The organism is Mesorhizobium sp. WSM4820 (assembly GCF_055811075.1).
This window is the reverse complement of record NZ_JBVVQN010000022.1, coordinates 95,445-118,065: the sequence shown is the minus strand read 5'-3', so window position 1 is coordinate 118,065 and position 22,621 is coordinate 95,445. Positions and strand designations below refer to the sequence as shown.

Sequence of the window (22,621 nt, the reverse complement as noted above, 5' to 3'; positions counted from 1 at the left end):
ACGCCTCTGGAGCTGTGATTCACCGGATGCCCGGCGCGGCTTACCGCGTAAGTCTGCCTTCTTGGCCTCGCTCTCCAAAAACCTGCCAGTCTACTCCCGGCCCGTTCCGGTCGTTCCGAAACGCGCGCCCGAATGGCTACTTCTGACGCGACCGAGCCGGCCGAAGGATTCGTTCTGCCGTACAGCCGCGGAGCGTTCTTCGTCGCGGTTGGGTGTGGCGAGCCGACTTTTCTGGCTGCGCGCGCCGCGACCGGTTGACGTTAGAAAGCGGCCATTCCTTCTGTTTCTGATCGAGTAGGGCTCACAAGGCGCTATCCAACTGGACTCTAGGTCAATCTGCTGTTCATTGTAACGAATGGGCAACCAAAAATCCTCGGGGGAAAGCAGGCCATCCCCGTTGTACAATTTCGGTTCAACTGGCCTTGCCGAAGCGATCTTGCAGACCATGGATCAGCCGCTGCTGGTCCTAAGAGACGACCTTACGGTCGAGGAAGCCAACTCGGCGTTCTACAGGCTGTTCAAGGTCGACACCGAAGAGACCCACGGGCGCCTGCTCTATGACCTCGGCAATGGCCAGTGGAATATCCCCGAGCTCCGTCGGCTCCTGGAAGAGATCCTGCCGCAGCAGTCGGTAGTGGAGCACTACCGACTAGAGCATAAGTTCCCGGACATCGGCAAACGGGTCATGATCCTGAACGCGAGGCGGGTGCCGCCCGAGGGCGACCGCCCTGAACTGATCCTCTTGGTCATCTCAGATCGCACCGAGACCGAACAGGCCCGGTTCGAACTCGAAGGCCACGTCGAGTTCGGGGAAAAGCTAATCGACAGTACCCGGGAGGCGCTCCTGGTGCTCGATTGGGACCTGAAGGTGGTTCGCGCCAACCGGCCCTTCTATGCCGCCTTCCAGGTGTCTCCTGACGACACTAAGGGGCGGCTGATCTACGAGCTCGGCAATGGGCAATGGGACATCCCGCGTCTGAGAGAGCTGCTTGAGAACGTCCTGCCCAACGACAACGCCTTCGATGATGTGGAAGTGGAGCATGATTTTGAGCACGTCGGCCGCCGCGTCATGCTCGTCAACGGGCGACGCCTCGATCATCTGGATCTCATCCTGCTGGCGATCCGCGACGTCACCGAGCAGCGCCGCATGGAGAAGGAGCGGGAAACGCGGGTCGGCGAGCTCCATCACCGGATAAAGAACGTCCTGACCACCGTCGATGCGCTGGTAAGACGAACGCTGCGCGACAGCGGTTCGCTTGAGGAATTCGGCCGAGCCTTCGAGAGCAGGCTCGGTGCCATGGCACGCACGCAGGATCTGTTGGTGCGCGCGCCGAGAGGAAGTGTTGGTATGTCAGAGATTCTGCGGCTGGAGCTGCAGGCGCATGGCGGACGGGAAGGTGGCAATTTCAATCTCGACGGCCCCGCAATCGCGCTACCGCAAGATGCGGTCCAGGCATTCGCAATGGCCGTTCACGAACTCACCACCAACGCAGTCAAGCATGGCGCGTTTGCTTCGCATGAGGGGCGAGTTGACATTAAATGGACGGTGCAGTTGGGCGAAGGGGGCGCGACGCATGTAATGTTTCGCTGGCGAGAACGTTGCCCGATCATAACCAGCCCCGGCCGCACCGGCTACGGCTCGCGCGTCCTGGAAGCAGCGTTCCGCGACACCCTGAAGGGCAGCTCCCGGCTTACGCTGCATCCTGACGGAGCTGATTTTTCGGCTGAGTTCCAGCTCTAATACCCCGCGGACATGTCGAGGCTGCGAGGACTGCCGCCAAATCCCTATCCACATGATGGTGTCAGGCCGCGGTTCTGCATGCTGGCAAAGCAACCGGTCTGGATCGAACGGATCCCCATGGCCCGAAACGACCGCTGATGGCGCCTTCTGAAAAATCTTCGTTTTCTGGCAGGCACCTTCGGCGTCCGCACGCAAGCTTAGGAGAAGGCGCCGGCGGCCACCGGGGTACTATTCACAAACGACTGCAACAGCAGATTCCAATCGGCGTCTTCCAATCCGCTGTCGCCCTCGTTGAGCAACCACCGAAGGTGCTCGGCCTTGGCAGCGCAATCCTCGATGCTTTCGACCGCAAATCGAAGCATCTCGTGCCGCGCATGCTCTTCCTGGGCAAGGAGCTCGTTCAGTCGCATCTCGAGCCGCGCTGAAAACCGACTTTCCGTCTCGCACTCGACGAGACGCCGACACAGACGCTCCACCTGCTCTCTCAGCTGACGATGCCGTAGAAGTATCGTTGTGAGCGGCCTTTCAGTGATAGGATCCTCAAGGCGTTCACCATTAAACGCTACTACAGCCAGAGCCATGTCGCGCATCCTCCTTGTGGGGTGAGAAAGCTACGTTGGGCGTCCCTCGCCCGCTCCAAGGAAATGATTTCGGCCATGTTCCTTCCCAAAATCAATCAGTTGTACGCTTCGTCCGGGGGCGCATCCAAAGCTTGGAAGCGCGTTTCGTAGTTGCATTGAGTTGATAAAAACGTTGATTGAGGACGAAGGCACGATAGGATACGAAGCCTAGCGAAACGGAACGAAATCAGAGCCTATAAGTCATTGTTTAGGAACGGAAAGTTATTTCTCCCTCCGCCGAGAGACGGGAGTGATTTCAAAGAATTATTCAAACGATTGGCGGCGGCGGGTGCGGGTCGGCCGTTGGGCAAAGACGGGTTTCCTGCAGGCCCATGGACGCCCGAGCTTCTTGCAGAGGCGATTTCACAGATTGATTCCAATCGGGTTGGGGTCGATCTGCGAACGGTGCAGCTTTGGTTTCAAGAGAACGAGAAGGGAATTAGCACTGCCAATATTCGTTGGCTGGCGAGGGTTTTTGGGTGCGATGATCCGGTGGCAACCAGCGAATGGCAAGTGGAGCTTAGTGCGGCGCAATCGCGGTTATCGGCCAAGAGACGAGAATGGAAGAGAGCCGGAAGCAGCGTTGCACAGGAGATTCCAGATACAGCACTGGCTGCGACCCTCGATGACGACACAGCGTCTCCGGCAGAGCTAAAACGGGATACTGACGCCAAGGGGCCGAGGCGGCGTTTTAGTTTGGCGAGGAAATCGGAGGCGTTTTTTAGTCACGGATCTCCCCTGAATTTACCGGCGTCGGTGTTTGCCGGCATGACCGCCCTCGGCTTTTTGTCGTACATCATTGGTATCCACAACGTCACCTACGAGCGAGCGGACGGGCTCGTTAAGCAGGTTGGATTCCTTTGGGCCGCAAATTGGACACTCGACTTTATGGTGTTCTTACCGCTGTTTTTCTTCTTCGTTATAGAGTTGCTGGTCTTCTGGAAAAGTGAGGGGCGCAGAAAGCTCGCAGCGCAGGGCGATCAGGTGGAAAGCGACGACGCCTGGTTGCGCAACGTTGACGCTTCCTCGTACACATATTGGTCGGTTTTTTTGATTTGCTTGCTGTTCGCGGGTCTTTTTCAATGGATCGGCGTGTCCTTGATCCCGTTGATGAAAGGCGGTGGCAACTATGCCGTGGATTGGGGAAAAATAGCTCTTGTGCGTCCTGAGGTCATATCTGTCCCCGAAACAGTCATTTTTACGGGGCTCGCTTACTTATACATGTGCCTGGTGTTTTATCTTTTCTTCGCAGGTCTCATTTTGCTCTATACGGTTGTTCATGATCTTTGGAGAATTGGAGACGGATTGAAGAAGCTGCCGCATGTTGATCATCAGCAAGAGCTCAATGAAGCCGGCCTCACAGTGATGCGTGGGGTTTTTCGGTGTACTGTTTTGGGGGTTCTGGTCGCCATATGGATGAAGGTCCAAAGCTCTTATCTGGCATCCAGTGGTGAGAATATTGTGGCGTGGTTGGTCGGCGATATGTCTTCGATGTTCCAAGGTCGCGATGATGTGAGCACCGGGTTCCGCTACCGTATGCCGACGCATTACAGCAGCCTTCTTATCGTTATTTCGACCTGTTTTGTATTTCTGTATGGCTCCATCCGTTTAGGTGTCGGAGGTCGATTTCATGCGCCTTTGTGGAAGATGTCGGCGGTCGTGGCGTTACTTGTTGTCAGCTACTTGTTGATCGACGCGTTTGCCGGCTTTTCCACCCTTCTGGCCATTTCAGTGCTAGTCGCACTATACGGCCTGTTCGATCCAGGATTAGGCCACTGGCGAGCGAGCGAGTTAGGAAACAATCAGAGTGTTTCATAGTTGGCTCGATCGTTGGGACGAACGCCGGGCCCTTCGCGGAGAGGAAGGGAAGAAACCAACGGATTTCGTCCTTGACGCGGAACGCGCCTTTCCAGGTGCGAAGAAGATAACAAGTATCGAGGAATTCTGTGCCCTTGCGGACCAAGCCGTGGCTGATCCAGCCTTTTTCGATGAGCCGAGCGGGAGCGATCAGGGTTTTGAAAGGCAAGGCGGGTGGCTCAAATTTCCATCGGACATTTCTACTGACATCGAAGAGAACAATGTAGTCTGGGCGAAAATCACAGAAAGCGGTTCGTTCGATCAGGCGATGGTGATTTTTCACCATTGGAATGCAAGCGCCCGGAATCGTCAGATTGCCAACTTTTTATCGCAGCGTGGCATCACGGTTGTCGAGATTGCTATGCCTTATCACTTCGAACGCAGCCGTCCCGGCTCGGTGCACGCCGACTATATGCTTAGCCCTAATCTCGGTCGAACGATCCAATCTGTAAGGCAGGCAGTGTTGGATGGGCGAAAACTCATACGTTGGTTGAAAAGCGAAGGCTATCGAGAGATTTCGGTTCTCGGAATGAGCTTAGGTTCCTGGGTTGCGGCCATAGTCGCGGCGCACGACTTGGCTGTGTCAAAAGCCTCGTTGTTTCTGACGGCGGGGAGTCTAGCGGATATGGTTTGGACGGGCCGCGCGACACGATCGATACGCGATAGCCTTGAGCCTGAGATTGAGCTGACCGATCTCAGAAGAGCCTGGGGTCCACTTAACTTGGAGAATTACGCGCATAGTTTGGCACGGCATAATCTCGATCTTCAGGTTGTGTTGGCTAAGAGAGACAAAGTGGTGTTGCCAGAGCTATCGGAGAGGTTCATGCAGAGGCTGAAGGACGCCGGGGCTAGGCCAGATATTTTGGAATTAAACTGTGGTCACTATTCGCTCGCCATGCCGCCTTACATTTTGTTGGCCGGTTTGAGCTTGAAGCGGTTACTAAGGCGCGCCCGTTGAGCGGTTTCCGTCGTCTGCTGACCAGTCGGCCCGGCGAGCATGAGTTTGGCGCTGGCCGGTGGGTTCATCAGCAAATTCTCAAGTCCAAGGTCGGTGTTCACCCGGTGGACCGCCTGAGCACGCTGGAGCCCGGCAGGGGACGAAGGCATCGACAAGGTGGGTCCCTCAGGTGGCGGAGCAGACTAATTCTGCGTCGCGAGTAGGCGTGCAGCTGACTTCATATCAGCAGTATTCCAAACCCTCAACGAAGCGCTCGAACCGCTGCTCGAGATGCGCCGTGGCGGTTTCATGTTATCTGCGATCGATCAGAAAGGTAGCCAGGTCGATCGCGGCGCGGCTCCCCCCCACGCGCCCAACCCTGGGTCATTTCGAGCGACCGCCTGAAGTAGGTTTCAGCCTCGTCGGCGCCAGACTGCATTGACGCCAAAACAAGGCATCTAATTGCTCCCACAAGCGGACAAGTTCGATCGATCGAAATGATGGCGGCGCGCCCGGGCTCCAGCGTTTCTGAGACAAGCTGCTCCTTCAGCGCCGTTGACCAACTTCGACGCCGACCCGTCCCACTCACAAACATCCGATGAATGGACACGTGGCTATCCTCGCTGCTTGCATCGTGGTCATGAAATCAACCACGACAACAGCGGTTCACCTCCTCCCAAACAAGGCGGTCCTCACCAGGTGCTTACCCTAAACCAGCACGTTACCATGGCTGAAAACAATCGAGCGGGAGTAGGTTAGCGTAGTGTGGGGTGCTTCGGCGTAGCTTTTCGCATTTGCGATTCATCTCGTTCACTGTCGTCCCTGCATCACTGAAATTATCGACTACCCAAGTCACAGATCTTTTTGCCTGCAAAAAGCCGCGCTATGACCGGCAGGTGGCACAGCTTTCCTACTCCGTAGTGCTAGCTTTTCTTCTGCGCCGATTGGTGTGCGACTGCGCGACGGCCATTTTCAGCTCGGGTGTGATCTCCAACGGCGCATTCTCTGCCCCATGTGGGTTCTCTAGCCCCTGAACATGGACGGTCGGAAATGGCAGTTCGATGCCCTGCTCCTTGAAGACTTGGCGGAGGCGCACATAGAATTTGCGTTTCATACCGAAGGCGCCTCCCGGCCGGGTTGTGGCCTTGACCCTCAATACGATGCCGTACTCGCCGAACTCCTGTACGCCCTGCATCTTGATTGGGTCGAGCACCCAGTGTTTGAACTCGGGATCTTCCGCCAGTTCGAGGCCGATCCGCTTGATCAGCTTGCGGGCGAAATCGATATCGGTGTCATAGCCGACGGTGATGTTGAATTTGTCGATAACCCAGTCACGGCTTTGGTTCTGGACTGCCCCGAGTTCACCGAAAGGTATCGTGAACAGCGGACCACGATGGTGGCGCAGTTTCACCGAGCGCAGCGAAAAGCTTTCCACTGTACCCTTGTAATTGCCCGAGGAAATATATTCGCCGACACGAAACGCATCATCGAGCAGAAAAAACACGCCTGAAATGACGTCCTTGACGATGGTTTGTGCGCCAAAGCCCACGGCGACGCCGACGACCCCAGCGCCGGCGATCAATGGGCCGATCTGGATGCCGAGCGAGGCGAGCATCATAAGTACCGCCATCACGATGATCGATGCGAGCAGAATGTTCTGGAGGATCGGCAAGAGCGTGTGCAGTCGCGCCTGCTGCGGATCGACGACCGGGACGTCCTCGTCGCTGATCACAGGGTGCGGTGTTTCGATGCCCAGCTTTCGTTCGATCAACGCCTTGATGATCGACCAGCCGAAATCGGCTGCGAGGGCAATGACTATGACATTGATCAAGCCGCGCAAAATGAACGTCGTCGTCGTATCTCTGTCCCGCATGGATTGCATGTCCAGACCCCAGACACGTGCGAGAAAGTAAGCCGCCGCCAGGATAAAAATCATTCGGATTCCGCGATCGATGACAGCGATCGTCACCGCCGGGATCGTGGGCCGGCCGACATCTTCCGAACCCGGCCGCAGGACGAAATTAACCCCGCGCTGCGTCAGCACGATTGCCAAAGGCAGGAAGAATGCCGCGAAGGTAAACCAGAAGTAGGTATAAAGGCCGGCGATACGCTGCAGGAACAGGACGACGAAATAAGCAGTCAATAGCCATGTCGCTTCCGTGTGACCGCTATGGCGCGCACCGTCTCGCTGCGTTCTTGGTCGACGCCAGATGGCAAGCAGCAAGAGCACCAGCAGCACGAAATCGGCGCCCAGCGACAGGACCATCATTCCGTCCTGGTCTACGCCGAGACCCGGCAAGAGGATAAACGCGGCGCCGAAGAAGGCGAAGACGCCGACGATCCGGGGTAGCCAATAGGCCCAATGGTCGGCCGTCTCGTTGGTAATCGGCAAAGCACGGACCTCGACGGCGTTCTCGACGTTCATGATGGAAGGGACGAGCGTGGCCATGACGTAAAGGCGCACACCCCATGTAACGACTGCCGCCATCAGAAATGTCAGCACAATCTCGCGGATAAGCATTGGCCAATCGAACAACATGAAAGCGCCGGCGCTGCCCAGTGCGAACGAGACGATCAGCATGCTGGAATAGAGGGCGCGACCACCAATCTTCTTGGCTCGCCCGATTGGCGTATCCTTTGGTTGCGCGATAATCCAAAGACGAAATGGACGGGTGACTTTGTACGTTGCCCAAGTGAGCGCCAGGCCGGCAGCGATGAACATCGCAATCAGAATAAGTACGCTGACGGGCCCCTTGCTGGACATATCCTGCATGGTCTCCGCCCGAACGCGCGCGAACTGGCCTGGCAGCAGGGGCAAAGTTTGTACGATTCGTTCGATATGATGCCTGACCCGATCGAGCGTCGAGGATGCCATCGTATTCATCTGGCCTGGTGCGGCCACGGCGCCGGAGGATGCCTCGCTCAGCGAAGCTCCTGCCTCGGCAGGCGCTCCCGTTGATCCGGCGTCCTGATTTCGTTGTTCGGCTACCCAGGCCTTCACTGACGGATCGTCGAGAAGCTCGAATAGCTGTTTGACCCTTTCAGGCGGGACGGTCGCCTGCGCCTGCGCCTGTGCCGGACCGGCCAACAGGAGGGCGATCCCAAAGACGAGCGGCCTGGCGACAAAGACAAACATTGCCGTCAGATCTGCGAGACGTCGTGCCGGGCGCGCCAGTTTCCTGGCTCCCAATTGTCGAATGATGAGTGGCATCGTGCTGTTAACCTTCCGGTCAAATCGGCGAGCAACGATATCTATGTCCGTTGTTGCCCTACCTTGAAGAAACCGATGTTGCCCCGCAAGACGTCATCGTTCCGAGCCAGACCGTTGCGCCTGGTACTTGGCGGTGTTCATTGAGTCGCCGGGGCAGGGCTTTCCGACTCGGCCAGTGCCTCCAGCCGTTCTATGAAACTGGGCATCCTTGATGCTGGGCGTAGAACGCCCGGCACTAAGTAACGCTCAACAACGTTTCTCGTATTCGATGGCGAACCTACTGACGACGAATAGGTCCGCCCGAGGGAGCCGGGCCAGTAATCGAGATGAGCGCTTGTCCCGTCGCAACGTTCTCCAGGAATGTCGCCGACGGCACGAAGAACAAAGTCCCGGTGACTGCGCGGCTGAAGTCCAGAAGCCGGTCGTAGTTGCCTGGCGGTCGGCCAATGAACATGTTCTCCAGCATTTGCTCGATCCTGCGCGGCGAACGGGCGTAGCCGATGAAATAGGTACCGAATTCGCCCGTTCCGACTTCGCCGAACGGCATGTTGTCGCGTACAATCTCCAACTGCTCTCCGTCCTCGATGATCGTGGTCAGCGCATTGTGGGCGGAGGTCGGCTTAACGGCATCGTCCAGCTCGATATCGGAGAGTTTTTTCCTGCCGACAATTCCCTCCTGCTTCTCGATGGGGAGCGCGTTCCATGCTTTCAGATCATGCAGGTACTTCTGCACGATCACATAGCTGCCTCCGGCAAATGTGGGGTCCTCCTCGCCGATGATCGCGGCCTTGACGGCGCGCTCATCCACCGGGTTTTCAGTGCCATCGACGAAGCCGATCAGGTCGCGGTCACCGAAATAGTTGAAGCCGTGCACCTCATCCGCCGTGGAGACTGCGCCATCGAGGTGCGACATGATCCGTGTCGCCAGTTCGAAGCAGAGATCCATACGCGGGGCACGGATGTGAAAGAGGATGTCGCCCGGTGTCGAGATGGCGTGATGCTGACCGCGGATTTCGCGGAATGGATGCAGGTCCTTCGGTCTGGAGGCTCCAAACAAACGATCCCATGCATCGGAGCCAAACGCCATGACACACGAGAGCCGACCCTCAAGGTCACGGGACCCGACTGCCCGCAGAAGCGCGGAAAGATCGCCACATAAGGCGCGCACGGTCGCTTCGTGTTCTGGTCCGGGTTTGACCGTCACAACGAGAAATATCGCGGCCCGCGTCAGTTGCGCGAGGACCGGTTGAGCAACAGCAGATGGCAACGTCGAATCCACAATGAATCCCTTTTTATCTTGTTCGTAACGCCACTGGTCGACCGGCTTGGGGCCGGAGGGGCGGAGTTGCGATTTACCCAATGCGAGATAGCCCTAGGATCATCTCCGCATCAGCTGGTCACGATTTGCCCGATCAGTATTCGCCGACGTCGATGACGGCCTGGGCGAAAGCCTGCGGGGCTTCCTGCGGCAAGTTGTGGCCAATCCCGCCCGTGATGATCCGATGCGCGTATTTGCCTGAAAATTTCTTGGCGTAGGAACTGCTGTCGGGGTGGGGTGCGCCATTGGCATCGCCCTCGAGGGTGATGGTGGGCACCGTGATCAGGGGGCTTTCGGCCAGCCGTTTTTCCAGGCCGTCATATTCCGGCTCGCCTTGAGCCAGGCCGAGCCTCCAGCGGTAGTTGTGGATGACGATGCTGACGTGATCCGGGTTGTCGAGGCTCGCTGCGCTGCGATCGAAAGTAGCGTCATCAAAGTCCCACTTCGGCGAGGCGATCCGCCAGATAAGGTTTGCGAAATCGCGCCGGTATTGTTCGTAGCCGGCCCGGCCACGTTCCGTCGCAAAATAGTACTGATACCACCATTGGAGCTCGGCCTTCGGCGGCAGCGGCATTCTGTTTGCCGCGAGACTGCCGATCAGATAACCGCTGACTGAAACGAGAGCTTTGCAACGCTGCGGCCAGAGCGCCGCGATGATGCAGGCCGTGCGCGCGCCCCAGTCATAGCCGGCGACGATCGCATCGCCGATCTTCAGCGCATCCATCAATGCGATGACATCGACAGCCAGCACAGACTGCTGGCCGTTGCGGACCGTCCGACTGGAAAGAAAGCGCGTCGTGCAATGGCCGCGCAGATACGGAATGATCACGCGATAGCCCGCCATCGCCAACAAGGGAGCGACATCGACAAAGCTGTGGATGTCGTAGGGCCAGCCGTGAAGGAGGATAACGACGGGGCCGTGGGATGGACCAGCTTCAGCGTAGCCGACGTTCAGTAGGCCGGCGTCGATTTGCCTGAGCGCGAACGAGGCAGCCGTCGGTCGTTCCGTCATTGTCCCGTCCAGCCCTGAAACGCTTTGTGCTTTAGCTGAGCGAACTGCCGTGAATTGAGTAGCAGCTAGCCCCATTGCAGCAACGCCGAATAAGGCCCTGCGATAACGATCAATTTCTCCCGGCGGTCTTGTATTTTCCATTCTTGCAACCTCTCCCACGGCATGGCGCAGCACTGGCATCACCTTCATTCATCGGCTGGCGTTCCAGCCTACGTGCCTTGGCAACCCTCTTGGACGGTCAAGGCGTCGGTGGTCTCCACCGACTGAAGTTTAGAAATATATCGAGCTGGAATGACGCGATTACCGTGCAGCGTAGAAAGTTGCGTTTGAACCCGCGGGAAGATCAAGCTGAGTGCCGCCTCGCCTTCCATCCTTAGAAATTCGGGGCGTAACCCGTCGCCGCGCTTGGCAGCGATTAGGTGGAGGTTCTGCAGCAACGGAAGCATGGACAAACTCCTTCATAATGTGTCGTGGCTCAAGGGTGACACGACTCCCGGTCTCGCACTTAGACAAGGCCCTCGCGGTTCATTGCGATGCGAACGGCCGGACGGGCCGCAATTCTGGCGCGGAGCGCTTGCAAAGGAGCGGGAACAGGAACCTGGAAGCGGGCTGCCCAAAGCAGCATCACGAAAAGGTAGAAATCCGCGACACTCGGTTTCTCGCCGAACAGATAATCAGTGTTGAGTCCGTTCGCGAACAGATCGAGTTGCGCCGCAATCGTGGTGCGCGCCTTGGCCTTTTCAGCATCGCTGCCTTGGTGCCACATAGGTTTGAAGCTTCGGTGTATTTCGGTTGAGACATAGGTCAGCGCTTCGAGAACGCGGGTACGGCCCATCGGCCCTTCCACTCCCAGTGCCGGGTATTGCGCCGCAATCCAATCGAGGACGGCGATATTTTCTGTCAGAATTTCGCCGCTATCCAGCACGAGGGCAGGAACATACCCCTTGCGCGTGACCGTGGTGAAATCATCGCCGGAGCCCGTTCGTTTGGTTTTGAGATTGACCGTTTCGCGCTCGAAGGCGGCACCCGCCTCCTCCAGTGCGATGTGGTCGGCCAGGCTGCAGGCGAGCGGGCTATAATAGAGTTTCACGGTTTTTTCCCTCGTCGGACGCAGTTCGCAAATTCGTCGGGCGGAAGCCCGCCTAGCTCCGCGCACCGCAATGCTTTGAAACTTTCACCTGCCGGGGAGGAAGGCTACGACACCGATGGGTAGGCGTAGCTATGCCGAGGTATGATCAAGCTAAGCAATCGTTCTGCGATTGCCGCGTGCAACGCGGGAATCCCGCTCAAGTGGGGAACGACAACAGCAAGGATTCAGAACCACCACGCCTGGCGTCCTCGACAGTCCGGCAGTCCTTCGCTCAGGAATCATAAACGAAAGTATTGGACGCACGTGCCCTTGGCACGATGGCCCACATCCCGCCACGGCCGGCATAGTTCAACCCGAAATGAGCAAAGGCGAAAGGCCGCGGCCGGGTTTCCGCGACTGCACGTCGCGCATTGAAGCAGCTTTCCCATCAGAGGAGTCATCATCATGGCCGAGCTTTCCCAAACCGAAACCGGCACTGCCGCATTGCGCGCCGAGGCACTGGCCACGGTCGAAGTCGACGTCTCCTCGCTGATGCCAGGCATGTCGCTGGTCGTGCAATGGCGCGGCAAACCTGTCGTCGTGCGCAATCGCACCGAGAAGGAAATTAAGGACGGCAAAGCTGTCAGTTTGGCCGAGCTCAAGGATCCGATCGCCCGCAACGCCAATCTGCCGGCCGACGCACCGGCGACCGACGCCAACCGCACTGTGCCAGGCAAGGAAGCCTGGATCGTGATAATTCAGGTCTGCACGCATAGCGGCTGCATACCGGCTGGTCAGCAAGGCGAATTCGGGGGCTGGCTCTGCCCGTGCCACGGTTCGCAATACGATGCTGCCGGTCGCATTCGCAAAGGCCCAGCGCCCGAGAACATGGCGGTACCCGTGTTCCAGTTCATTTCCGACAGCAAGATCCGTATCGGCTGAGGCACTGAGGCACATTTCGATGAGTGACAAACAATCGACCTATACGCCGAAAACCGGCATCGAACGCTGGTTCGATGCCCGCCTGCCGCTGCCGCGGCTGGTGCACGACAGCTTCATCGTCTATCCGGTGCCGCGCAACCTGAACTACGCCTACACGTTCGGCGGCATTCTCACGATCATGCTGGTTTCACAGATACTGACAGGTATCGTGCTGGCGATGCATTACGCTCCTGACACGGGGCTGGCCTTCAATTCAGTCGAGAAGATCATGCGCGACGTGAATTCGGGCTGGCTGCTCCGCTCCCTGCATGCCAACGGCGCCTCGTTTTTTTTCATCGCGGTCTATATCCATATCAGCCGCGGACTCTATTACGGCTCCTACAAAGCCCCGCGCGAGCTTCTATGGGTTCTCGGCTGCACAAACTTGCTCTTGATGATGGCGATCGCCTTCATGGGCTACGTGCTGCCTTGGGGACAGATGTCGTTCTGGGGCGCTACCGTCATCACCAACTTCTTCACAGCGATACCGGTGATCGGCGACTGGCTCCAACAGCTTTTGCTCGGCGGTTTCGCGGTCGGCAATCCCACCCTCAATCGCTTCTTTGCGCTGCATTACCTGTTGCCATTCGTGCTGGTAGGCGTGGTGACCTTGCATATCTGGGCGCTTCACGTCGTCGGCCAGAACAATCCGACCGGCATTGAGGTGAAATCGACAACCGATGTCGTGGACTTCACGCCGTATGCCACCGTGAAGGACGCGGTTGGCATGATCGTGTTCCTGTTCTTCTTCGCCTATTTCGTCTTTTACCTGCCGAACTATCTCGGCCATCCCGACAACAACACGATCGCAAATCCGTTGAAGACACCGGCCCACATCGTGCCGGAATGGTACTTCCTGCCCTTCTATGCGATCCTGCGCGCCATCACCTTCAATGTCGGACCGATCGATTCCAAACTCGGCGGCGTGCTCGCGATGTTCGGCTCGATCGCGGTGCTGTTCGTCGTGCCGTGGCTCGACACTTCCAAGGTTCGCTCGGCCGTTTATAGACCCTGGTACAGAATGTTCTTTTGGCTCTTCGTCGCCAATGGCCTGTTTCTCGGCTGGCTCGGTTCGCGGCCGGCGGAAGGGGCGTACGTCGTCATGTCCCAGCTAGCCACGCTTTACTATTTTGCGTTCTTCCTCGTTGCCATGCCGGTGCTCGGGTTGATCGAAAAGCCGCGAAGGCTGCCGAATTCGATCACCGAAGCAGTTCTCGAGAAGAACAATCCGGCAGCGCAGGCGCGATCGCCGGGCCGAAGACCAACCTCGATCAGAGGTGCTCGGTACTGATCGTGCCCTCGCCCAGGCAAGGTGCTCCCGAAGGCTGAAAAACAGGGATTGCGACCATGGTCGATCTGGGTCCGGTCATGAACTGGTGGAACTCTCCTCTGATCTACATCGTGTTGCTCGGCCTCGCCGGGATCTTCGTTTGGATTCTGATTCCGGGACGCTTTGCCAATGCGAGGCTGATCATCCAGCTTGGCTTTTTCCTTGCAATGTCGGTCATGGTTCTCGAACTGCATGTCGTACCGTACGAGCTGGCGGGAGGCGATGAAACGACCAGCGGAGCGATCCTCATCGGATCGGTCAAGCTGCTCTGGTGGGTTCATCTTGCCTGGGCGCTGATCGGGTTTGTCCGTATCTATCTCGTGTTCGAACGAAAGCCGCGCGAGGCACGTCTCCTGCAGGATGTCGTGGTCGGCATCGTCTACACGGGAATGCTCCTTTCGATACTGGCGTTCGTCTTTGGCGTGCCGGTCGGAACGCTCATCGCCACGTCGGGCGTCTTTGCCGTCATGCTGGGTCTGGCGCTCCAGAATACGCTTGGTGATGTATTTTCGGGAATAGCGCTTAACCTCGGCCGCCCTTATGTGCTTGGGAACTGGATCATTCTGAGCGACGGAACCGAGGGCCGCGTCGTCGAGACCAATTGGCGCTCGACGCAACTCCTCACCCCGGCCCACAACGTCATCGCGCTTCCGAACAGCCTTCTCGCCAAGATCGGGGTAACGAATCTAAGCGGTCCAGATGAGAGCCATGGACTTGCCGTGACGGTCAAGATGTCGCTGACGAAGACGCCAGCGATCATCGTAGACACGATGCGCATGGTCCTGCTGAGTTGCAATTCGATCCTTCAGGACCCTTCGCCTTCGGTTGTCATTAGAAGCCTGGATGCGGCGGCGATCGAAATCGAGCTCACGTTTCGCGTCGCAAGTCTTGACCAGCGAATTACTGCCCGGAACGAAGTTTTCGATCTCATCTATCGCCATTCAAGGTCAACCGGCATGCTGCTGGCAGCGCCACTTTCGGCTTCGATTGCCATGACCACCCCGCCGAGCGACGGGACGGCAACCTCCCAAGGCTTCGCCCCGATCGACTTTATCAGGGCCATACCGATCTTCTCGGCGCTAACGGATACCGAGCAGGAGGCACTTGCCGCAACGATCTCGGTTCGCAGCTATCGCAAGGGCGACGTCATTGCACGACAGGGAGAGATGCTGCCGTCCCTCATGATCGTCCAGCAGGGCGTTATCGTCCGGCAACATGGCCAGGACAATGCTCACATGCAGGAGGTTGGCCGGCTTGCACCCGGCGACTTCTTCGGCGAGACCGGCTTGCTCGCCGGCATTGGCGAGACGGCGACGTTGCGGGCAATGACCCACGTCGTGGTTTACGAGATAGACCAGGAGGGCTTCGCGCCGCTGCTGCTCGACAGGCCCGAGATGGCCGAAGAGCTTGCCTCAATTCTTTCGATGGGAGCGTCGGCCTATGGCGAAAGCGGCATCCCCGGCCAGCAGCACGCGAGCTCCAAATTCGCACTCCTGAAAGCCATTCAGGCTGCCTTCCACGCCGCCCCGTTCAAACATGTTCGAGCACGTGGTCGGCGGAGCATTCGAAAGGATAGTGCTCCATGACCATCCGCCAAATCGACATCGTCGGCATCGATCCACTCAGCCAGCCGGGTGATTTTGCGGACGGGTTGAAGGTGCGGCGTGTATTGCCCTCCTCGAATCGCCTGATGATTGGGCCCTTCATCCTTTTCGACCATTTCGGCCCCGCGGTATTCGACGCAGGTCGCGGTTTCGACATGGCGCCGCACCCGCATATCGGGGTCGCGGCCGTGACCTACCTGTTCGACGGGGAGCTCGTGCATCGCGACAATCTCGGTGACGTGCAGACCATCCGTCCCGGCGAGGTCAACTGGATGACGGCCGGGTCGGGCATCGTCCATTCCGAACGCACGTCGCCAGAAGCCCGAGTGTCGGGGAGCAATCTTTTCGGCGCTCAGGCGTGGGTAGCTCTCCCCTCCCGGTACGAAGAAATTGCCGCCGGTTTAGCGCATTATGGCGCTCCCGAAATCCCCCGGGTCTGCGCCGACGGGGTTGAGTTCACTTTGATCGCCGGGATGTCCGACGGGCTGGTCTCTCCGGTAAGGACGTTCTCCGACATGTTCTACGCCGAAATTGTGCTCACGGGCAGTGCGCGATATCAGGTGAAACCCGGATATCTTGAGCGTGCGATCTATATTGTCGCCGGCGAGATCGAAGTCATGGGCCAACTTGGCACGTTCGGTGAAGGCGAATTGATCGTGCTGGCGCCGGGCGCTGAGATCGTGCTCCAGGCGCCTGCCTTCCATGCCGCGAGGTTGATGCTGATGGGCGGCGAGCCTCTCTCCGATCCACGTTATGTCTATTGGAACTTCGTCTCCTCGTCAGCCGAACGGATTGAGCAGGCAAAGGCGGAATGGCGCGAAGGCCGCTTCCCCGGCGTGCCAGGGGAAAACGGATTCATGCCTCTGCCGCAGGAGGAAATAAGGCGGTGACGGCTTCGTCCGCGGCGGCCACATCCGCCGCTCACCGGTGGCGTTATGACATCGAGTAGAGTTTGCGCATCGTGTCCTCGTCGAGCAAACCGTCGAACCAGACGTCGAAGATAGTCTCGAGCAGGAACTCGTCGTTACTTGCTTCGGAAAACAGCGTCAGGGACGCGTGCAATTTCTTCGCATCCTCATCACCGAAGACAGCGCGAGCGCTTAAGTCGGACAGCCGTTGCAGGGTGCCAACGCATTCGCGGTAACGGCCTCCCAGTATCGGAGATGAGAGATAGGCGCTTCCTTCGTCGAGCGATACGATAGCGTACGGCTCAGGGGCGGTGTCGCTTCGTCCGGTAGCCAATCTCGGGAAGATGAACTCCATGTAGGGAGTACACATCATGCCTCGACGCAGAATAGTCAGTGCGTCGCCGTAGACCGGATCCTGGGCGCTGACGAACCTCTGCAAATCATATTGGTCGTCCATTCGACTCAGACCCTTTTTGCAAACAGCTGTATTCGTGTGATCACCCTGCAACGACGTCGGCATATTCCGGATGCTTGGCGAAAAAGCGGCTCATGAAGGGGCATTTCAAGACCGCTTTACGGCCGGTCTTGCGGAGCAACTCAAACGTGCCTTGCGCCAGCCGCGACGCGATCCCCTGTCCGGAAAATTCCGGCGGCACTTCGGTATGTATCAGCGCAATCTTGCCGTCCTCAAGCCGATAATAGGCCGCGGCAAACGTTTGACCGGTGATCGGCAGCTCGAACCGATGCTGCTGAATGTTTTCCGTGACCTTTGCGTCCATCTCGATCTCTCAATGTGCGTTGCGTGATGCTGGATTGGCTTGCCCGATCGCTATCGCATCACGGGCAAACGTAGCGTGACAGTTGTGCCTGCCCCGGGCGCGCTTTGAATATCGATGCTTCCGCCTGACTCTTCGGCAAAGCGCTTCACCATCGGCAGGCCGACGCCGCCGAGTCCCTCGCTTTTTGTGGTAAAGAAGGGATCGAATGCTAAGGCAACCGTCTCGGCGGTCATTCCAATACCGTTGTCGGCGGTGGTGATATCTACTTGCGTGGCTGACGAGCCGTCAAAAACCACCGCGGCATCTATCGATATAAAGCCGCCGTCGGGTGATGCATCGCGCGCGTTGAATACCAGGTTCAGAATCGCGTTCTGCAAATCAAGGCGATTGCACCTTACCGTAGGCAAGTCCGGCCTAGCTCGAACCTCGAGACGAAGGTTGGGATCCCGCGCGCTTCGGATAAGGGTCTCGATTTCAGCCAGGCAGGCGCTCACGTCCGCATATTCGATTTCTGTGCGGCTCTCTCGGGCGGAACTGATAGTCTGGCGGACAAGGGCGCCAGCTCGCTCCAAGGCCGTTTGGGCGCCGGAAACTGCAAGCCTAAGCGCTGGAGCCGCCGAGACGCTCGGGTCGCGGGCAAGGTGGTTCAACGCCGAGGAGGCGACCTGAATGAGATTGCCCAGGTCGTGAACGATGCCGGCGGTCGATATCTGTACGGGCGGGCCAACTCGGGGGTTCTCGAGCGAGCTATCGAAGACACCCACTTTCACTTCTGGACGAGACATTATATTCCCCATGTTTGCTCAGGCGACATTCAGTTGCTTGAAAATGGTACATGTGCGGTCGATTAGATCGAGTAAGAAGCGGAACCATACTGCAGTATATGTCCTGCGATCTGAACAATGACTAGTGCTGGAAGAAACATCTGCGGATCTCCCCCTCTTTCGCGTTAATCACATCGCCGCGAGGTTCTCCTCTATTGGTAGCCGATTCCCCCGATATAGTTGGCGAGTAGCCGCTCCTGGAGCTCTTCCTGTTCGAAGAGCGCCTTCATCGCGTCGCGGATATCAAGGATGCCTATCGGTTTCGAGCCGGCGCCGAGCACCGGCACGTTCTGGAGGCGTTGTGTTGTCATAGTCTGCCAGACCGAATGCAGGTCGTCATCGGGCCCACAGGACACGATGGACCGGCTCATCAGTGTCGATACAGGCGCTTCTGCCGGCTCCGAATTCGCCAGATGCCGGACAAGGTCGGACTTGCTCAGCACGCCTGCCGCCTCTCCACTGCCATGGCACACGACAACCAGGCCTATCGCAGGCTTGGACAGCCATAGCGCAGCTGTCCGCAGCGGAGTGTCGACCTCGATCGCCGCAAGGCGCGCCGATGTAACTGGATGTAGACTGTCAATTCGCATGATGCTCTCCTGGGAATGCGGCCGCGGCCGAACGGCGGTCGCCGAATTAGGCGCCTTAGCCAGTCGGTCAGTGTGGCGCGCCACTCTGACCCGTTCCAACCAGATTAGCTGAGGTCTGCTTTTGCCAGGCCGAACTGGACATCGCCCGAGCCCGGGATAGTTCTGAACCCGATATTCACACGATTCCAAGAATTGACCGCCATGATCACGAAGGTCAGGTCGGAAATTTCCTTCTCGGACAGCTCTGTCCTGACCCGATCGTAAATCTCGTCGGCGATACCCTGCTCGGGAAGCTTGGTCAGAATTTCCGTCCATGCCAGGGCCGCACGCTCACGAGGAACGAACAATATCGAATCTCGCCAGGCCGCAAGGTGGTACAGGCGCAGTTCGCGTTCGCCATGAATTTTGGCCTGCTTGACGTGCATATCCAAGCAGAAGGTGCACCCGTTCATTTGCGCGGCTCGAACTGCAACAAGGTCGCGGATACGCCCTTCGATCGAACCCTCTCGCGTCGCGGCAAGAAATTCCATGAATTTCTTGAGGAGTTCTGGCGATTGTTCTGCGTAATTCACGCGCTTGGCGACCGCCTTCAGTTCCGGTGCGCTTGCGACTTTTGAGGCTGCAATATTCATTACGTATCTCCTTGGTGTGTTTTACAAATCCATTGCACGTCAAGGATGGCCGGAGAGCGGAACTGTCGCTATTGTGCCGACGATATGTATTGCCATTCGATGGTCTGGAATGACTAAACCGAAGTATAGGAAGCGACGGGCATTGGTTAGACGAGCCACCTGAGCCCGGGCGCCGGCCTTCGCCGCGGCCGTGGCACGCGGCAATTGCGATAGCATTGTAGGTCAATGAAATGCTCGAGGCCGCGAGGGTGTCGAAAGCGAAAGCCGAACTGCGTTCACTCTTCGAATGGCGCGTCCATTACGAAGTCAACTGCCGAAGGCGCCTTGTAGCCGGAGACAAACCGCTCGCCGAAATCGCGAGCAAAGTTGTCGTATGTCGTTTCCGGCCTGACCTGGGCGATATGGCAAAAGCATCGGGTCATCCGTCGCTTCATTTGGAGGCGTGGAAATTCGCCGACGATGTTTGCAACCTCGATGGAAGAAATGAGGCTATATTGCAAGCCGACGACATCGAGGCAGATGCCGGCTGTGCAAAGCGCCACCTCGGCCTCCTTGTAGAGGCCGATCGACGGCGTCGAGTTGAGGGCGACGCTGTCCCAGATCAATTGGGCGCGCCGCTCGTCGAAGCCGCCTTCCCGAACGAAGGTGCGGGCGAGATCGGCGCCTTCCACTTCGAAACGGCGCGGCCCGGCGAAGTCCGCATTTAGCGTGACGTCATGCAACAGGGTTGCAACGGCAACGACCTCCCCGTCGTGCTGGATGTTCTGAATCTGTCCGATCCGGGCCGCGAAAAGCCAGGATCGGACCACGTGGTTGAACAAGTAGGGCTCACATCGCTGGCGGGCATGTTCGATCGCTCGGCCAACAAGCGGAGTGTCGGGGACCGAAATCCCCGCAAGTGTGCGGATGGCGATCGAATTCATGTCACTGACAGTCCCTTCGCATACGCCCCGATGGTCCGGGGGGCCACGATTTCATTTCGCGTTCGTCGTCAGTTCCGTCTCGCTGGTATCGACGACGAAAATAGCAAGCAGACGAGCGCCTTCGGTCTTGCTGGCGTTTTCGCTGACGGCATGACGGTCGCCCGGGAATTCCGAGAAGCTCTCGCCGGCACGATAGGTCTTCACCGGCCCATCGTTGACCTGGCTTCGGATCGCTCCTTCGAGGACCGTGGCATAGATGAACGCGGATTTGGGATGGGTATGCGCCGGCGAAGTACCCCCTGGCGCATACTCGACGAGCACGGCTTTCATGCTCTTGCCGGGCACGTTTGGAAGAGCCTGGTCGTAGACAAGCTTCACGCTGTCCACGTCATTGGCCATTGCCGCGGTGAGGGGCGCGGCGGTGAGCGCTGCGCAGAGAAGGATCTTGATCATGTCTGGTCTCCTTGGAATATGAGCGGTTTAAGAGTGGCGATCTGATGGATGACAATCGGCGTCTGCTTGTTTGATCACTTCGGCGTTGTGTACTGGCCGAGCCAGTCGTCGAAATGCACGGCGCCGATGCGCGCGTTCTCACCAGGAACAAGCGTTCGATCGTCGATTGCCACTTGGCCGTAGTAGAGAGCACTAGGATCCGCCACGACCTTGCGGGGATCGTTGGTGGCCTTCAGAAAGCGACCGACGAGTTCGTTCATGCGAACGCGCTCCGGGCCGGCAATTTCTGTCGTGCCGTTCAACGGAGTGGCAAGCGCGACATCCGCCATTGCATCGGCAACATCGTCGGCCGCCATGGGTTGGAAGTACGCCGGCGACATATGGATGGTATCCCCCACGGCGCCGGTGTTTGCGATGGCAGCGGTGAATTCGAAGAATTGTGTGGCGTGCACGATAGTATATGGGATTCCGGACTCCATGATCAGGTTTTCCTGAAGCAACTTGCCGCGGAAATACCCCATGCTTTGCAACCGGTCGGTGCCGACGACGGACAGGGCGACGTGATGACGGACGCCGGCGGCGGCTTCGGCTGCAAGAAGATTGCGTCCGGAGGCTGCGAAGAACTCCAAGGCGGGCTTTTCCTCGAACGACGGCGAGTTCGCGAGATCGACGACGACCTGCGCCCCGGCAAGTGCGACGGCCAGCCCTTCTCCGGTGACGGTGTTCACTCCCGAATTCGGTGAGGCCGCAAGCACGTCGTGTCCGTTCTTGCGCAGTCTTTCCACAGTCTTTGAACCGATCAGCCCGGTTCCGCCGATGACGACGATCTTCATTTCCAATCTCCTTGTTGAGGGTGTTGATTTGCGGGTGTTGGTCGGATGTCGGCTTTCCGGCCAGCTATTCGCTGGCCGATGCGGCGTCCTCGATAAGTGAGGTGACCTCGTCGGGATGGGAGACCATGAGCGCGTGGGAAGCACCCTCGATGACGACCGTCTTCACGGCGTTCGCGCGCTTGGCCATGAAGCTCATGACGGCTGCCGGGATATTTCGGTCATCGGTGCCGTAGATCATGTAGGACGGCAGCGTTTTCCATGAAGCGACGCCCGAGGCCTCGGCTAGAGCTGCCTGCGCGATCGGGCGTTGGGTGGCCGCCATCAGCGACGACTGCTCTTCGGGAACGTCGGCCGCGAACTGGGCGCGGAATTTATCCGGCTGGATGAAGAGTTCCTGTCCGCCGTCCGGCGACGCGACTGGAGCAAGCGCGCTTGCCAAAGTGCTGCCGGGAAACATGCTGGACAACGCGACGCTCGATTCGCCGGTATCCGGCGCGAATCCGGCCACGTATACCAAGGCCTTCACATTGGGATTGCCGTTGGCGGCTTCGGTGATCACGGGTCCGCCGTAGGAATGCCCCACCAGCACGATCGGTCCGGGAACCGACCGGATGATGGCCGAGACTGCCGCGGCATCGCTGGCGACGCTGCGGAGAGGGTTGGCTGCCGCCTTCGCTACATAGCCGTCCCTGCCGAGTTTGCTTATGACCGCGTCCCAACTCGACGACTCGGCGAAGGCCCCGTGCACCAGCACGATCGTTGGCTTGTTCTTCGCTTCAGTGGCCTGCGCCGTCGCGCCGCCCAAGACCGCAAGCGCGGCGGTCAGCGCCAGGATTCCAGTGACATTTCGCATTTGCTTTCTCCTTTGTCGGCCTTGCATTTGACCAAGGTGGAGAAGGATGCGCCGATCCGTGGCGCCGACCTATTATGCGGAATGGTCAGTCATACGATGCCAAGGTGCAGGGTGGGTCATCGCTGCGATGAGGTGACCTGGGTATG

At 58.3% G+C, this 22,621-nt stretch carries 22 protein-coding genes; 7 read left to right on the top strand and 15 right to left on the bottom strand.

Annotated elements, in window-relative coordinates; translation table 11 throughout:
• The first annotated feature begins 397 nt into the window (after window positions 1-397).
• Window positions 398-1,741: a sensor histidine kinase gene (locus tag AC0L2R_RS28305; protein WP_473512830.1), complete on the top strand. Its 1,344-nt coding sequence runs from the start codon at window positions 398-400 to the stop codon at window positions 1,739-1,741.
• A 197-nt stretch (window positions 1,742-1,938) separates the two neighbouring features.
• Here the strand turns inward: AC0L2R_RS28305 and AC0L2R_RS28300 are convergent, their stop codons facing one another.
• Entirely contained in the window at window positions 1,939-2,322 is a 384-nt protein-coding gene (locus AC0L2R_RS28300; protein ID WP_473512828.1) for a hypothetical protein, read from the bottom strand.
• A gap of 243 nt (window positions 2,323-2,565) precedes the next feature.
• Here AC0L2R_RS28300 and AC0L2R_RS28295 point away from each other — a divergent pair, with 243 nt between their 5' ends.
• Together AC0L2R_RS28295 and AC0L2R_RS28290 are read left to right on the top strand one after the other, a co-directional pair.
• Window positions 2,566-4,179, top strand: a complete 1,614-nt coding sequence (locus AC0L2R_RS28295) for an RcgA family putative transporter (protein ID WP_473512827.1) — start codon at window positions 2,566-2,568, stop codon at window positions 4,177-4,179.
• On the top strand, window positions 4,169-5,176 hold the full coding sequence (locus AC0L2R_RS28290; RefSeq protein ID WP_473512826.1) for an RcgR family putative quorum lactone hydrolase: 1,008 nt from the start codon (window positions 4,169-4,171) through the stop codon (window positions 5,174-5,176). Before AC0L2R_RS28295 ends, AC0L2R_RS28290 begins: the two co-directional genes overlap by 11 nt.
• An 889-nt stretch (window positions 5,177-6,065) precedes the next feature.
• On the opposite strand, the gene AC0L2R_RS28285 is transcribed toward AC0L2R_RS28290, so the two are convergent.
• The 5 genes from AC0L2R_RS28285 to AC0L2R_RS28265 form a co-directional block, all read right to left on the bottom strand.
• Window positions 6,066-8,366: a mechanosensitive ion channel family protein gene (locus AC0L2R_RS28285; RefSeq protein WP_473512824.1), complete on the bottom strand. Its 2,301-nt coding sequence runs from the start codon at window positions 8,364-8,366 to the stop codon at window positions 6,066-6,068.
• Window positions 8,367-8,643: 277 nt separating this feature from the next.
• On the bottom strand, window positions 8,644-9,645 hold the full coding sequence (locus tag AC0L2R_RS28280) for a Dyp-type peroxidase (RefSeq protein WP_473512834.1): 1,002 nt from the start codon (window positions 9,643-9,645) through the stop codon (window positions 8,644-8,646).
• 133 nt (window positions 9,646-9,778) lie between these two features.
• Entirely contained in the window at window positions 9,779-10,837 is a 1,059-nt protein-coding gene (locus tag AC0L2R_RS28275; protein ID WP_473512833.1) for an alpha/beta fold hydrolase, read from the bottom strand.
• A 68-nt stretch (window positions 10,838-10,905) separates the two neighbouring features.
• Window positions 10,906-11,142, bottom strand: coding sequence for a hypothetical protein (locus AC0L2R_RS28270; RefSeq protein WP_473512823.1), 237 nt, complete (start codon window positions 11,140-11,142; stop codon window positions 10,906-10,908).
• Between the two features lie 59 nt (window positions 11,143-11,201).
• The gene (locus AC0L2R_RS28265) at window positions 11,202-11,786 is read right to left on the bottom strand and encodes a glutathione binding-like protein (protein ID WP_473512822.1); all 585 of its coding nucleotides are present in this window, start codon (window positions 11,784-11,786) and stop codon (window positions 11,202-11,204) included.
• 444 nt (window positions 11,787-12,230) lie between these two features.
• On the opposite strand from AC0L2R_RS28265, the gene petA reads away from it, so the two are divergent.
• Genes petA through AC0L2R_RS28245 form a run of 4 tightly spaced genes read left to right on the top strand, consistent with a single transcriptional unit; the run spans window position 12,231 to window position 16,570 of the window.
• The gene (petA, locus tag AC0L2R_RS28260) at window positions 12,231-12,707 is read left to right on the top strand and encodes a ubiquinol-cytochrome c reductase iron-sulfur subunit (RefSeq protein WP_473512821.1); all 477 of its coding nucleotides are present in this window, start codon (window positions 12,231-12,233) and stop codon (window positions 12,705-12,707) included.
• Between the two features lie 19 nt (window positions 12,708-12,726).
• A complete protein-coding gene (locus tag AC0L2R_RS28255; RefSeq protein WP_473512820.1) occupies window positions 12,727-14,037 on the top strand; it encodes a cytochrome b in 1,311 nt (436 codons plus the stop codon).
• 56 nt (window positions 14,038-14,093) lie between these two features.
• Window positions 14,094-15,662 (top strand): mechanosensitive ion channel family protein, encoded by a 1,569-nt coding sequence (locus AC0L2R_RS28250; protein WP_473512818.1) that lies wholly within the window; start codon window positions 14,094-14,096, stop codon window positions 15,660-15,662.
• Complete coding sequence (locus AC0L2R_RS28245) at window positions 15,659-16,570, top strand: pirin family protein (protein WP_473512817.1); 912 nt, start codon at window positions 15,659-15,661, stop codon at window positions 16,568-16,570. The genes AC0L2R_RS28250 and AC0L2R_RS28245 overlap by 4 nt, the downstream gene beginning before the upstream one ends.
• A gap of 43 nt (window positions 16,571-16,613) precedes the next feature.
• Here AC0L2R_RS28245 and AC0L2R_RS28240 read toward each other — a convergent pair whose 3' ends face one another.
• The 9 genes from AC0L2R_RS28240 to AC0L2R_RS28200 form a co-directional block, all read right to left on the bottom strand.
• Window positions 16,614-17,045 (bottom strand): DUF1810 domain-containing protein, encoded by a 432-nt coding sequence (locus tag AC0L2R_RS28240; protein ID WP_473512816.1) that lies wholly within the window; start codon window positions 17,043-17,045, stop codon window positions 16,614-16,616.
• 40 nt (window positions 17,046-17,085) lie between these two features.
• Entirely contained in the window at window positions 17,086-17,367 is a 282-nt protein-coding gene (locus AC0L2R_RS28235) for a GNAT family N-acetyltransferase (RefSeq protein WP_473512814.1), read from the bottom strand.
• Window positions 17,368-17,417: 50 nt separating this feature from the next.
• Window positions 17,418-18,152 (bottom strand): sensor histidine kinase, encoded by a 735-nt coding sequence (locus AC0L2R_RS28230; RefSeq protein WP_473512813.1) that lies wholly within the window; start codon window positions 18,150-18,152, stop codon window positions 17,418-17,420.
• A gap of 191 nt (window positions 18,153-18,343) precedes the next feature.
• The gene (locus AC0L2R_RS28225) at window positions 18,344-18,781 is read right to left on the bottom strand and encodes a CBS domain-containing protein (RefSeq protein ID WP_473512812.1); all 438 of its coding nucleotides are present in this window, start codon (window positions 18,779-18,781) and stop codon (window positions 18,344-18,346) included.
• A 104-nt stretch (window positions 18,782-18,885) separates the two neighbouring features.
• On the bottom strand, window positions 18,886-19,413 hold the full coding sequence (locus tag AC0L2R_RS28220; protein ID WP_473512811.1) for a carboxymuconolactone decarboxylase family protein: 528 nt from the start codon (window positions 19,411-19,413) through the stop codon (window positions 18,886-18,888).
• A 275-nt stretch (window positions 19,414-19,688) separates the two neighbouring features.
• Complete coding sequence (locus AC0L2R_RS28215) at window positions 19,689-20,336, bottom strand: HD domain-containing protein (protein WP_473512809.1); 648 nt, start codon at window positions 20,334-20,336, stop codon at window positions 19,689-19,691.
• A gap of 51 nt (window positions 20,337-20,387) precedes the next feature.
• Window positions 20,388-20,789: a cupin domain-containing protein gene (locus tag AC0L2R_RS28210; protein ID WP_473512808.1), complete on the bottom strand. Its 402-nt coding sequence runs from the start codon at window positions 20,787-20,789 to the stop codon at window positions 20,388-20,390.
• 74 nt (window positions 20,790-20,863) lie between these two features.
• Window positions 20,864-21,622 carry an SDR family oxidoreductase gene (locus tag AC0L2R_RS28205; RefSeq protein WP_473512806.1) on the bottom strand — a complete coding sequence of 253 codons (759 nt, stop codon included), beginning with the start codon at window positions 21,620-21,622 and terminating at the stop codon, window positions 20,864-20,866.
• 64 nt (window positions 21,623-21,686) lie between these two features.
• Complete coding sequence (locus AC0L2R_RS28200; protein ID WP_473512805.1) at window positions 21,687-22,475, bottom strand: alpha/beta fold hydrolase; 789 nt, start codon at window positions 22,473-22,475, stop codon at window positions 21,687-21,689.
• Between the last annotated feature and the right edge of the window lie 146 nt (window positions 22,476-22,621).

What these genes read in the sequence shown, in the direction of transcription:
- AC0L2R_RS28300 (WP_473512828.1), bottom strand. Translation starts at nt 2,322, where the DNA reads ATGGCTCTGGCTGTAGTAGCGTTTAATGGTGAACGCCTTGAGGATCCT.
- AC0L2R_RS28285 (WP_473512824.1), bottom strand. Translation starts at nt 8,366, where the DNA reads ATGCCACTCATCATTCGACAATTGGGAGCCAGGAAACTGGCGCGCCCG.
- AC0L2R_RS28275 (WP_473512833.1), bottom strand. Translation starts at nt 10,837, where the DNA reads ATGGAAAATACAAGACCGCCGGGAGAAATTGATCGTTATCGCAGGGCC.
- AC0L2R_RS28270 (WP_473512823.1), bottom strand. Translation starts at nt 11,142, where the DNA reads ATGCTTCCGTTGCTGCAGAACCTCCACCTAATCGCTGCCAAGCGCGGC.
- petA (WP_473512821.1), top strand. Translation starts at nt 12,231, where the DNA reads ATGGCCGAGCTTTCCCAAACCGAAACCGGCACTGCCGCATTGCGCGCC.
- AC0L2R_RS28255 (WP_473512820.1), top strand. Translation starts at nt 12,727, where the DNA reads ATGAGTGACAAACAATCGACCTATACGCCGAAAACCGGCATCGAACGC.
- AC0L2R_RS28250 (WP_473512818.1), top strand. Translation starts at nt 14,094, where the DNA reads ATGGTCGATCTGGGTCCGGTCATGAACTGGTGGAACTCTCCTCTGATC.
- AC0L2R_RS28245 (WP_473512817.1), top strand. Translation starts at nt 15,659, where the DNA reads ATGACCATCCGCCAAATCGACATCGTCGGCATCGATCCACTCAGCCAG.
- AC0L2R_RS28240 (WP_473512816.1), bottom strand. Translation starts at nt 17,045, where the DNA reads ATGGACGACCAATATGATTTGCAGAGGTTCGTCAGCGCCCAGGATCCG.
- AC0L2R_RS28235 (WP_473512814.1), bottom strand. Translation starts at nt 17,367, where the DNA reads ATGGACGCAAAGGTCACGGAAAACATTCAGCAGCATCGGTTCGAGCTG.
- AC0L2R_RS28230 (WP_473512813.1), bottom strand. Translation starts at nt 18,152, where the DNA reads ATGTCTCGTCCAGAAGTGAAAGTGGGTGTCTTCGATAGCTCGCTCGAG.
- AC0L2R_RS28225 (WP_473512812.1), bottom strand. Translation starts at nt 18,781, where the DNA reads ATGCGAATTGACAGTCTACATCCAGTTACATCGGCGCGCCTTGCGGCG.
- AC0L2R_RS28220 (WP_473512811.1), bottom strand. Translation starts at nt 19,413, where the DNA reads ATGAATATTGCAGCCTCAAAAGTCGCAAGCGCACCGGAACTGAAGGCG.
- AC0L2R_RS28215 (WP_473512809.1), bottom strand. Translation starts at nt 20,336, where the DNA reads ATGAATTCGATCGCCATCCGCACACTTGCGGGGATTTCGGTCCCCGAC.
- AC0L2R_RS28210 (WP_473512808.1), bottom strand. Translation starts at nt 20,789, where the DNA reads ATGATCAAGATCCTTCTCTGCGCAGCGCTCACCGCCGCGCCCCTCACC.
- AC0L2R_RS28205 (WP_473512806.1), bottom strand. Translation starts at nt 21,622, where the DNA reads ATGAAGATCGTCGTCATCGGCGGAACCGGGCTGATCGGTTCAAAGACT.
- AC0L2R_RS28200 (WP_473512805.1), bottom strand. Translation starts at nt 22,475, where the DNA reads ATGCGAAATGTCACTGGAATCCTGGCGCTGACCGCCGCGCTTGCGGTC.